The sequence below is a fragment of the Mesorhizobium sp. M0317 genome (assembly GCF_040321555.1).
Lineage (GTDB): Bacteria > Pseudomonadota > Alphaproteobacteria > Rhizobiales > Rhizobiaceae > Mesorhizobium.
This window is the reverse complement of sequence record NZ_JAMYRV010000029.1, coordinates 72,785-83,280: the sequence shown is the minus strand read 5'-3', so window position 1 is coordinate 83,280 and position 10,496 is coordinate 72,785. Positions and strand designations below refer to the sequence as shown.

The 10,496-nt window shown below is 59.3% G+C and carries 9 protein-coding genes and 3 pseudogenes; 6 read left to right on the top strand and 6 right to left on the bottom strand.

Annotated elements, in window-relative coordinates:
* Positions 1-324 (bottom strand): hypothetical protein (locus tag NKI88_RS20130; RefSeq protein ID WP_352656802.1); only part of this gene is annotated, 324 nt, incomplete at its 3' end.
* A 354-nt stretch (positions 325-678) separates the two neighbouring features.
* Between NKI88_RS20130 and NKI88_RS20125 the strand changes: the two genes are divergently transcribed.
* The 3 genes and pseudogenes from NKI88_RS20125 to NKI88_RS20110 all read left to right on the top strand — a co-directional run bounded on the left by NKI88_RS20125 (position 679) and on the right by NKI88_RS20110 (position 2,947).
* Complete coding sequence (locus NKI88_RS20125; protein WP_352656799.1) at positions 679-1,887, top strand: aspartate aminotransferase family protein; 1,209 nt, start codon at positions 679-681, stop codon at positions 1,885-1,887.
* Between the two features lie 211 nt (positions 1,888-2,098).
* A pseudogene (locus tag NKI88_RS20115) lies at positions 2,099-2,634 on the top strand (integrase core domain-containing protein); the annotation flags it as partial.
* Positions 2,635-2,803: 169 nt separating this feature from the next.
* A complete protein-coding gene (locus NKI88_RS20110; RefSeq protein ID WP_352656797.1) occupies positions 2,804-2,947 on the top strand; it encodes a hypothetical protein in 144 nt (47 codons plus the stop codon).
* A gap of 80 nt (positions 2,948-3,027) precedes the next feature.
* On the opposite strand, the gene NKI88_RS20105 is transcribed toward NKI88_RS20110, so the two are convergent.
* From NKI88_RS20105 to NKI88_RS20095, 3 genes and pseudogenes are all read right to left on the bottom strand, one after another.
* On the bottom strand, positions 3,028-3,741 hold the full coding sequence (locus tag NKI88_RS20105; RefSeq protein ID WP_352656795.1) for a recombinase zinc ribbon domain-containing protein: 714 nt from the start codon (positions 3,739-3,741) through the stop codon (positions 3,028-3,030).
* Positions 3,662-3,964 (bottom strand): recombinase family protein, encoded by a 303-nt coding sequence (locus tag NKI88_RS20100; RefSeq protein ID WP_352656804.1) that lies wholly within the window; start codon positions 3,962-3,964, stop codon positions 3,662-3,664. Before NKI88_RS20100 ends, NKI88_RS20105 begins: the two co-directional genes overlap by 80 nt.
* 179 nt (positions 3,965-4,143) lie before the next feature.
* A pseudogene (locus NKI88_RS20095) lies at positions 4,144-4,432 on the bottom strand (helix-turn-helix domain-containing protein); the annotation flags it as partial.
* 490 nt (positions 4,433-4,922) lie between these two features.
* Between NKI88_RS20095 and NKI88_RS20090 the strand changes: the two are divergent.
* Genes NKI88_RS20090 through NKI88_RS20080 form a run of 3 tightly spaced genes read left to right on the top strand, consistent with a single transcriptional unit; the run spans position 4,923 to position 7,260 of the window.
* Entirely contained in the window at positions 4,923-5,795 is an 873-nt protein-coding gene (locus tag NKI88_RS20090) for an ABC transporter substrate-binding protein (protein WP_352656793.1), read from the top strand.
* 2 nt (positions 5,796-5,797) lie between these two features.
* A complete protein-coding gene (locus NKI88_RS20085; RefSeq protein ID WP_352656791.1) occupies positions 5,798-6,124 on the top strand; it encodes an ABC transporter substrate-binding protein in 327 nt (108 codons plus the stop codon).
* Positions 6,121-7,260: a serine hydrolase domain-containing protein gene (locus tag NKI88_RS20080; protein ID WP_352656789.1), complete on the top strand. Its 1,140-nt coding sequence runs from the start codon at positions 6,121-6,123 to the stop codon at positions 7,258-7,260. Before NKI88_RS20085 ends, NKI88_RS20080 begins: the two co-directional genes overlap by 4 nt.
* A gap of 302 nt (positions 7,261-7,562) precedes the next feature.
* On the opposite strand, the pseudogene NKI88_RS20075 reads toward NKI88_RS20080, so the two are convergent.
* Positions 7,563-8,614 (bottom strand): annotated as a pseudogene (locus tag NKI88_RS20075) (IS3 family transposase).
* 693 nt (positions 8,615-9,307) lie between these two features.
* Positions 9,308-10,411 (bottom strand): mandelate racemase/muconate lactonizing enzyme family protein, encoded by a 1,104-nt coding sequence (locus NKI88_RS20070; RefSeq protein WP_352561596.1) that lies wholly within the window; start codon positions 10,409-10,411, stop codon positions 9,308-9,310.
* Positions 10,412-10,496 lie beyond the last annotated feature (85 nt).

Genomic DNA, 10,496 nt, shown 5'->3' with positions numbered 1-10,496 from the left:
CTCGGTTGACGACGGCGTCGACATTGATGGCGTCGCCGAGGGTATGGCCGACAGGGGCTGGTTTGTCGGACGATGCAATGCGCCACCTCCATCCAGCTCATGTTCAATCCAGTGCATGCACCCGTCGTGCAGGAATATCTCGACAACCTCGCTTCCGTCGTCGACGACGTCCGGGAAAGCGGGCGCGTCGGCGTCATGGATGAAAGCACCTACTGAGTTCATAGCAACCAAGAAAAGAGAACTGCAATGAAAATGACCGAAGTTACTCATGGATTCGATGCGGCGCCCAACCAGTATCTGGGGGTCTTCAACGTCACCGGCCAACCTCCGTTTGCTTGCAGCAATTCCAGGCCGCGGACGCCCCGTTCATCGGCATCAGATCGTTGGCCGATTCGGTGACGAGGCGACATTCGTCCGCGTTTGCGCGTGACCTGGAGGAGGCGATTCCCTGGGCAGTGTGGCAGCCGCCCATCTTCGTGGGCCGCGAGTAAGGCAGATCAATGAATCGCAGCCGCAAGGCTTTCAAGAGGTGTCCACAAGATGTATGGTTCAATGTACGTTTCGAATGGAGCTGTCTCCATCGGCGAGAACTCCGCGAATTCATATGAGCGTGCAGCAAAGGTGCTTCCCGGTGGCGTAAGCAGAGCTACGATCGAACGGGATCCGATACCACGCTACATGGACCGCGGTGATGGCGCATATCTCTTTGATGTCGATGGCCAGAAATTCTTGGATCTCAACAACAATTTTACGACGCTGATCCATGGTCACGCCTTCCCTCCGGTTGTCCGCGCCGTCTCCGAGCAGTTGAAGAGCGGCAGTTGCTTCGCCAACCCGAGTCGATTCGAGGCAAGGCTGGCCGAGTTGCTTTGCGACCGTGTTCCGGCGGTCAGCATGGTCCGCTTCGTTAACACCGGTACGGAAGCCGTCATGTTCGCGATCAAAGCCGCGCGCGCCTTCACCGGGCGTAGCGCCATCGCCAAGATCGAAGGCTCATTCCACGGTGCCTATGATTGGGCCGAGGTGAGCCAGGGTGGCTCGCCGGCAGACTGGGGGCCGCCTGAAAGCCCGCACTCAACGCCAGCCTACAGAGGAATGCCACAAAGTGTCCTCTCCGAGACGCTAGTGCTGCGGTTCAATCAACCGGAAGAGGCTCGGCGTCTCATCGGCGAGCATGCGCACAGGCTTGCCGCAATTCTCATCGATCCAATGCCTAGTCGGGCAGGGCTCATCCCACCTGATCCCGAGTTCATTGCCGTCCTCCAAGTCGCATGCGGCGAGCACGGCCTCGTTCTCATCAGCGATGAGGTCCTGAACCTCCGCCAAAGCTTCAACGGCGCCGCCGCACGTTACGGCCTTGAACCGGATCTCGTCGTCATGGGCAAGATCATCGGCGGCGGATTGCCCATCGGTGCGATCGGTGGACGGCGTGATGTCATGGGCGTGTTCGGTGACAAACACGGAAGGGCAATCCTGCCGCAGTCCGGCACCTTCTCCGCCAATCCGCTCTCGGTGGTTGCCGGTATCGCTGCGATGGATGCACTTGATAAAGCTGCATTCGATCGTCTTGAGCGGCTTGGCGAGCGAGTCCGATCCGGCCTGCGCAAGGCGATTGCTGAGAACAAAGTGCCGTTTTGCGTGACTGGTACGGCATCCCTCTTCAGGATACACCCGCGCGCCAACGAGCCGCATGAATACCGCGATGCCTATCTCACCGAATACGACATAGCGACGATGCGCGAGATGACGCGGCACCTCGCACGAAAGGGCGTCCTGATGCCGCCTATGGCCGCTGCCAGTCTCTCTACGCCAATGCAGGAGAACGAATGCGATGCCATTGTGAATGCTGTCGACACTTTCCTGCGACTATTCTATAACCAGCAATAGATTTCGACGCTCGAGTCGCTGGTTGCGTGCGCCTTTTGCCCTCGACAGGCCAGACAATGCTTCGCGACACGTTTCCGATGCTGTTGGGGGCAGGACCGCGCTTGAGGATTCGCGCATCTGGAAAAGCTGGTGCTCTGATCCCTGAAAACTGGATCGTTCGAAAGTGGAGTTTTCCGCGGTAACATCCCTTGGTTGGGAGGACCGGAAGACGATGAAGGCATCGAAGTTCTCGGACGCGCAGAAGGCGTTCATTCTGAAGCAGGGATCGGACGGAATCCCCGTCGCGGAGATCTGTCGTCTGGCGGGGATCAGCCAGGCGACCTACTTCAACTGGAAAAAGAAATGCGTCGGACTCCTGCCGACCGAGATGAAGCGGCTGAAGCAGCTTGAGGACGAGAATGGCAAGCTGAGGAAGCGGGTGGCCGATCTCTCCTCGGACAAGGAGATGCTGCAGGACGTGATCCGCCGAAAACTGTGAGGCTTGGTCGCAAACCGCGGGCGCGAGCTGATCGTGGACGAAGTCCATCGCCCAGACGTCGTTCGGGCCGACGGCGTTTCCCGCGACCTCGACCTATGGGCCTACGCGAAAGGCGTGACGCTCGACTTCAGCAGGCCAGGAAAGCCCACCGACATCGCCTACATTGAAGCCTTCAACGGTCGCTTCAGGGCGAAGTGCCTGAACGCCCATTGTTCCTGACCCTTGCCGATGCCCCTGAAAAGATGGAGGATTGGGGCAGAGACTACAATCCTGTTTCATAACGCCCATCTTTCTATGTTGTTGAAGGGAATAAGTTTCCTGATCTCGATGCGATCCTGTGGGGTGTCGAGGGTTCTGCCGGGCGCGATCGAGGATCTTATGTGCTTGTGGGGTGGCGAGTTTTGAACGGCTGAAGATCCATGGGCCGTCGGGTAGCGGATGAGCCCGCTCGATGTGGCCGGCCTCGGCCGCCAGACGCAGCGTTTTTGGCGTTATCCCGAGCAACTTCGCCGCACCGCCCAGATTAAGCCACGGCTCGACCCCATCGACCTGGGGACGGAGGACCGGAATCTTGCGATATGACCTCAGTGCGGTGACCCGCTCCCGTGTGCACCGATTGCCATTGCCGGTCGTCAGTCCGTTGCGATTGAGGACACCGGCAATCACATCGTCTTTGGCGATAAGGACGAGCTGTCGTACGGCGTCGACAATATCGTCAGGCGTCGCGTTTCTTTGCCCGCGGCGCCGCTTCGGCAGGCGCAGCTCGGTGTGGAGACCACCAACCCAATGGATGGCGAGGACGATCTCGGAGGTCCATCATCGAGATCGGCAACCACTTCATTGATGAGCGTTCGCACGATGCGCTTCTTCAGCCTTGCATCGGTTGTCGGCGCCGTCCAGACAGCGCGGAGGTTCCCCGCAAGTGCGGCTACCTGGGATGCGGACATGGGGATCGGCTGCGGCGCAACCGTCCGATGTTTGGCAATCTTGGCTTCGATCTCTGCTTCGAGCTGCGACGTCACCAGCCTGTTCTCCGGATCAGCCGCGTCGTATTGCCGGAATGCCCGGTCGGCGGCATAGCGCGCTGCCTCGAGGTCGCGCAGCAGGGCATCCTGAACCTGGTCGCGTTGGTTGGCCATACGGCGTTCCGCCTCGATGGCGGCGGCAATAGCTCCTGGTTCGACCACCCCGAGCAGCGCCTCCTCGATCGCATCATCGACCCGCAGACCGCCGAAGGCGATGCAACGTGGTTCGCCGTTGTCGAGCAACCCTCGCCAACAGGAATAGCGCGGGATGTTATGGTTGGCTCCTGTGTAACGAACCGTCAGCTTCCGGCCGCACCTTTTGCAGCGGAAAAGGCCGCAGAGCGTCGCCATGCTTCGGCGCTCCATGATGGCGACTGGCCGGTACATTGTCGCTGACCATCTTGCGGATCTCCTCCGCCCGTTCCCAACTGACGTAACCTTCGTGTGCATCCGGGATCAGCGCCAACCATTCATCACGCGCCTTGCGGCGAATTCCAGATCGGCCACCGTATCCCGGTACGGAGCGACTCTTACCATAAGCATAAGCGCCGCCGTAGATCGGGTTCGCAATCATGCCAGCAGCGAAAATCATCAAATGTGAGTCAGAGCCCCTTTTGCGCGCCGATCCAGGGTCCCAATTGCGGGCCGATTGACCGCCAGGTTTAGGCGCGTCGCGGTAGCCCGCGTCATGGCCGACAAAGATCCCAAGCGCGGAAGGAAATGGAGCCTGCAATCAACCAATGGCAAGGCCGAGCGCGACAGTCCGGCACGCTTAAGGACGCGGCCAACAGTGGCGGGCGAGACGCCGACCACATGGGCGATGTGCTTGCCGGTCCAACGTTGCCGCCGCAGCGCCATGATGCGCTCGGCGGTCAACCCAGCGGTGACCTGTGGCATATGAGCGGGCCGCGAGGAACGGTCGATCATGCCGGCCCGCCCTTCGGACTTGTAGCGCTCGACCCAGCGCGCCACGATCTTGGCCGACACGCCGCAGACGCGCATGGGCTTTGGACAAAGCGCATTCTTTCACCGACAGCGCCATCTCCTCTCGACGTAGCGGCGTGAGACGGGCATTAGCGCGCCGGATTGATCCGCCGGCAACCGGCTATGCGCGCAGCAGTGAACTGCTCGTCAAACCGCGTCAGTGGCGTGCGACTGCCAACGACCGGCGAGGGATAGTGCGTCGGTCGCTCATGCCGCATTGAGGCGACATGTGCACGCAAGTACCCGCCGCAGCTGCTCCGTGCAGCTCAGACGGATTCACACGAACGAACGATTATTCGTTGATAAACAAACATATGTACTATAGCAGTGTGAGTTACGACAGCGGTCTCTCGCCGAACGGAGTTCATAAAAAAGGGGAGGTGACATGTGCACATAAGTACCCGCCGCAGCTGCTCCGTGCAGCTCAGGCGGATTCGCACAAATGGACGATAATTTGTTGACGAACAAACATATGTACGATAGCAGTGAGTTACGACCAGCGGTCTCTCGCCGAACGGAGTTCGCTTAATAAAAAAAGGGGAACCATCATGCGTCATATCACAGGGAATGTGAGCCGCCGGGCTTTGCTCGAAACGGGCGCCGCGGTTGGTGGCGGAATCATAGTTGCGGGCATGCCGCTATCCCAGGCCATTTGGGCAGCCGCGGGCAAGGTGCTGAAAGCGCGGGCCACCGGCGACATCGACAAGCTGGATCCGGGCTTCTACAACAATTCTTACAATGTCGATGTGATGAACTGTATTTATTCGAAGCTCACGCGCTACAAGGCGGGCTCCGAATGGGGGTGGGAGCTCGAGGCGGCAGAAAAGATCGAGCAGGTGGACTCGACGCATATCCGTTTCCGCGTGAAGAAAGGGATCACGTTTGCCGGTGGTCACGGCGAGATGACCGCCAGGGATGTAAAGTTCTCCTTCGAACGTATCATCAAGCACAATTCGCCGGTGAAGCTCGATTGGGGGCCGCTCGATCATATCGACGTAGAGGATGACTATACTGGCGTGATCGTACTCAAGGGACCGTTCGTGCCGCTCTGGAACATCGCGCTTCCCTATGGCTGCGGCCATATTGTTTCCGAGGATGCGGTGATGAAGGCGAACAAGGACGGCGGTGATTTCGGTATGAATCCGCCCGCCTTTTCTGGGCCCTATGTGCTCGCGGATTGGAAGCCGAACCAGTATGTGCTTCTGACTCGCAATCCCGACTGGTCAGGCCCGAAGCCGGGCTTTGACGAAATCCGCATCGTTCCGATCGCGGATGACAAGGCTGCGGAACGCGCCTACCGAGCCGGCGATGTCGATTTCTCTAAAATCAGTGTTGATTCTCTTGCGGGCTTCAAAAGCAGCCCCCCGCCAACACCAAGGTCGAGGAAAAGCCCTCGCTCTGGTATCATTGGATCGGGATGAACATGGACCATCCGAAGCTGAAGGACGTCAATGTCCGCAAGGCAATCCAATGGGCGATCAACGTGCCGCAGATCCTAGATGCCGCCTTTTCTGGCCAGGCAAACGTCGCGACAGGCCCGATTGCGCCAGGCCTCGTCGGGCACCGCGAGAAGTCGCTCATACCGCCGGAAGGTGATCTGGCACGCGCCAAGGAGTTTCTGGAAACGGCCGGTGTTAGCGATCTAACCTTGATCGTCGATCAGGTCCGAAACCGTTGTTGCAACGACTGTGAGAAGAACGGTTACGAGCACAACTCCCATTCGCACGTCCCAACAGGACCGATCAGATGACACTAGCCTCAATTGAGAATCCTGACCTCGCTATCCTATTCGACAATAAGCCCCGCTGGAGCGTTCCCGACCACCGCCGTCATGGGTTTCACAACTTGCACAGGATCGCCCGCTACAGCATCACCTTCCGTGCCCCGTCGTTTCTGCCCTTTCGCAAGCAGGTCGACTGGACAATCGGCGAGCGCCCGGAGGTCGCCCGCTTCCTCGCCATGCCGCATTTCTCCGCCTTCGTCGTGGTGCAGGGCAACCACATCCTTTACGAGGCCTATGCGCCGGACTTTGGACCCGACAAGACGCAGAGCATTCAGTCTATCACCAAGACGACGCTGAACCTCATGCTCGGCCGCGCGGTGGCCGATGGCCTGGTAGACCTCGACCGCAGGGTTAGGGACTATTTGCCCGAGATCGGGACAGGTTATGCGGAGGCCACCATACGCGACGTCGCCGACATGAACGTTGCCAACCACTTCTCCGAGGATCTGAGCGAGCCCAACACAATGTGGTGGACCATGGAGCGCCACATCGGATGGCGCTTGCCACCTGAGGGTGAGAAGGAGGGTGCACTTCGCTCCTTCCTCTGTGGGATTACTAGCAACGATGTTGTAAACCGCACCGGCAAAGCGATCTACAAGTCAACCAACAGCGAAATTATCGGGTGGGTCATTGAACGCGCCAGCGGCCGAGCATTGCGCGAGTGGTTGATTGAGATCGTGGAGGCAGCGGGCCTCGAGGGATGCTTTCACATCACCTGCGACCGCGAGGGCGTACCGCTGCTCAACGGCGGCGCGTGCCTCTCCGTCCGCGATCTCGCGCGCTATGGCCTGCTCTTCGCGCGCAAGGGCGAGGGTATTGACGGCCGGCGCGTAGGCGATGCCGTGTTTATCGAAGAGACACGCCGTAATCCCGGACCTCCCCTCGACTGGCAGTCGCATAACTGTATGTGGTATAGCCGCCAGACGTACACCGATGGCACCTTTGTCTCTCACGGAGGTTGGGGCGGCAGTCACATGCTCGCGAACCCCGACACAGGCACCGTCGTCGTCTACTTAGGCGTGCTCGAGAATTGGAGCGCCAGCTCCGGCGACTTCAGCGGTCAGTTGGTGAAGATGATGGCCGAGCTGGCTGCAGAATGTTGAATTTTAGAGGTAGACGGCTGCATTGTGCATTGAGGCGGAGCGCATTTTGCTCGCTTGCGCCGTGCATCCGGCTAAACATCACCTGGTTCTCACCGCTGCCGACATTCCGATCCTCCTCGCCACGACCGCTGCGATCAGAACTTGGCTGGTGAGCCGGCTGCACTATCATCCATCATCTCCACTCACGCCGCGAGCGGCATTGACCTGAGACCCTGAAGCCCCTGCAGTTTTATTCGTACCGCTCAATCAAGTGCTCCGCTACCATTGTTTGGACCGCCGGAAGGTGGAGTTTCCCGGCTGCTTCACGATGACGGGCTGGTGGCGCCATCGGGATTGATCAACGAGATCGGGACCTTGTGTCCGATTGCGCCATGTGGGCGCACCTCGTTATAGTATCTGCGCCAATCCTCCAACTTTTTGGCCGCGTCGGCAAGCGTCAGGAACCAGTGGGCATTCAGGCACTCCGCCCTGAAGCGCCGTTGAAAGCTTCGATGTAAGCGTTGTCAGTTGGCTTTCCCGGCCGCGAGAAGTCGAGCGTGACGCCCTTGGTGTAGGCCCACAGATGGAGATCGCGGGACACGAACTCCGTGCCCTGATCGACCCGGATCGTCTTCGGATAGCCGATCCGAGGACAGACTTGTTCCAGGGTCCTGACCACGTCCTCTTCTCGGTAACTGAAGCGCGGGTCGAGCACCGGCACGTAGGGCGAGAACGTATCGACGACCGTCAGGACGCGGATCTTCTTGCCCGTCGCGAGTTGGTCGTGAACGAAGTCCATGACCCACAGGTCGTTGGGCTCGACGGCCGGCTGGCGATCATCTCGTAGCTTCGCCTTCACGCGCCTTTTCGGTGTCTTGTTCCGCAGTTGAAGCCCTAAAGTCCCTGTAAATCCGATAGGTCCGCTTCATGTTGATGTCCCAGCCCTCGCGCGTGAGCATCACGTGCACGCGCCGGTAGCGATAACGAACCCGCGTTGCGCAGATGTCTTTGATCCGAGCTTCGATGCCGGCCTGATCGCGGCGACTGGACTTGTAGTGGTAGTTCGATGTGTCGAACTCCAGAACCCGGCAGGCTCGCGACCAGGCCTCACAGTTTTCGGCGGATCACGTCCTGCAGCATCTCCTTGTCCAGCGACAGGTCGGCGACCAGCTTCCTGAGCTTGCCGTTCTCCTCCTCAAGCTGCTTCAGTCGCTTCATCTCCGTCGGCAGCAAGCCCGTCATATTTTTTTTCCAGTTGAAGTAGGTCGCCTAGCTGATCCCCGCGCGGCGGCAGATCTCCGCCGCCGGAATGCCGTCCGCTCCCTGCTTCAGAATGAAACGCCTTCTGTGCGTCCGAAAACTTCGATGCCTTCATTGCTCTCCGCTCCTCTCCCAACCGGGAAATTACAGCGGAAAGCTCCAATTCTGAACCGTCCAGTTTCCGGGGTTCAGATCACAAGCAGACGGGACGAATGAAGCGTTCACGGTGCACGTCGCGATCTTAGGGGCTGCAGCGGGAATTAAGACCCGCGGATGTATGCCGCAACCATGGGATCTCGGAAGGGACTTCCATAAACGCATGGCCAAGTCGGTGGCATGGATGTTCCGTTGCGCAGCGAAGGGTGATGAAAGGAGAACGCCAAGCTGAAGAAGCTGCTGGCCCCAGCAGATGCTGGACAATGCCATCGTGAAGGATGTCGCTGCAAAAGCCCGATGCCAAGTGGTACACTTGTGGCCCACGGCAGCGAGCTACAAGGGCCATGCAAGGCTTTCTTGCTCAACGTCGCTAAGCGTTGATGCCGTCTCCGCTGCGATGAAGACGGTGGTTGCAGGCGAACGACGCCGGTTCGGCTATCGGCGCATCCACATCATGCTTCAAGGGCAGGAACCCTGAACCCGCCGACCAGTTGTGAAGGGGGCGCTGACCAAACCAGGCTCCAGCGCCCGTTTTTCCGTTTGTCGATCATCAGCTTGCCCTGGACCTGTCCATGGCCGTCGAAGGCCCTTGGATGCAAGCGACTGCAAATGCCGCGAAATCCCGACGTTATGGACCGAAATCTTTTGCTGCTTAGTCAATAACTACCCTCGATTGACCAAGGACGTCAGGGTCAGGATTGACGCCGATCCCTGGTCCGTCGGGCGGCGAAATCTCGCCGCCAATGCGCGCGGGTGCGCCGGCGTCCAGGCGTGGCGCAACATACCCTGACAGGTCGCACGTGTTCAGAAGCCGGCTTACGGGTGTGGCGGCGGCCAAGTGAAGCAAAGCGCCAGTGGTGACGTCGGATCCCCACGTATCCTCGATGCACATCTTGGCACCGAGGTGCAAGCATAGATCGCGAAGACGCCGAAGTGCGCTAAGTCCGCCAGATTTGGAGAGCTTCAACGCGACAGCATCCATACAGCCGAGATTGTAGGCCTTCAGCAAGGAGCCACTGTCATAGCCGTTTTCATCGATTTTCATGGGGAGGCCTGTGGCAGCCCGGACTGCAGTGCACTCTTCCAAGGTCGCGCAAGGCTGTTCCAGCATGACATCGAGTGACGCAACGGCTTTGCCGACGCGGGTCGCGTCTAACCGGGTCGCACCGCAGTTCCAGTCTCCGTAGACGAGAGGACCAGGGCCAACCGCCTCGCGCACTTGCCGAAGCCGCGCTACGTCGGATTCCCAATTGTTGTCCGTACCCAGCTTGACTTGGAACTGCCGCATCCCTTCAGCGAATGCTTCCCGTGCGATACGCGCCATTTCGTCCGGTGCAGTACAGGTAATTGAATGATACAGCGGCATTCGCAGCGCCTGCCGTCCGCCGAGAAGGGCGTAGAGAGGCAATTTTGCAACTTTGCCTGTAATGTCCCAAAGCGCTAAGTCTAGTGCGGATTTCGCGTAAACGTGCCCCTGCAGCCATGCGTCGAGATTCGTCATCAAGGCTTCGGGTCCGACAGGGTCGGCCCCGATGATAACAGGCGCCATGTATTCGAGCGCTGGGCGGACGCCTTCTGCATATGCGGGTAGGTAGTGGGGAATGGGGCACACCTCACCCCACCCAGAGATGTGTTCATCGGTGTCAACGCGAACCAATACCGATGTCACGGTATCGCAGGTTTTTCCGCCCGCCATGTGATAAGCAACATGGCTGGTCAGGGCAACCTCCCAGACCACGAGCCTTGTTATTTTCATACTGGTCCTCGCCCATGTCTAAGGTTCAATGCCGTGGTAAATAAACAGTGCACCCGGGGGGTGGAAAGACGTGTCACCCGCGGGG

Coding starts and splice junctions, on each gene's coding strand:
- NKI88_RS20085 (WP_352656791.1), top strand. CDS start 5,798: ATGGACCATCCGAAGCTGAAGGACGTCAATGTCCGCAAGGCAATCCAA.
- NKI88_RS20110 (WP_352656797.1), top strand. CDS start 2,804: ATGAGCCCGCTCGATGTGGCCGGCCTCGGCCGCCAGACGCAGCGTTTT.
- NKI88_RS20125 (WP_352656799.1), top strand. CDS start 679: ATGGACCGCGGTGATGGCGCATATCTCTTTGATGTCGATGGCCAGAAA.
- NKI88_RS20100 (WP_352656804.1), bottom strand. CDS start 3,964: ATGATTGCGAACCCGATCTACGGCGGCGCTTATGCTTATGGTAAGAGT.
- NKI88_RS20105 (WP_352656795.1), bottom strand. CDS start 3,741: ATGGCGACGCTCTGCGGCCTTTTCCGCTGCAAAAGGTGCGGCCGGAAG.
- NKI88_RS20080 (WP_352656789.1), top strand. CDS start 6,121: ATGACACTAGCCTCAATTGAGAATCCTGACCTCGCTATCCTATTCGAC.
- NKI88_RS20090 (WP_352656793.1), top strand. CDS start 4,923: ATGCGTCATATCACAGGGAATGTGAGCCGCCGGGCTTTGCTCGAAACG.
- NKI88_RS20070 (WP_352561596.1), bottom strand. CDS start 10,411: ATGAAAATAACAAGGCTCGTGGTCTGGGAGGTTGCCCTGACCAGCCAT.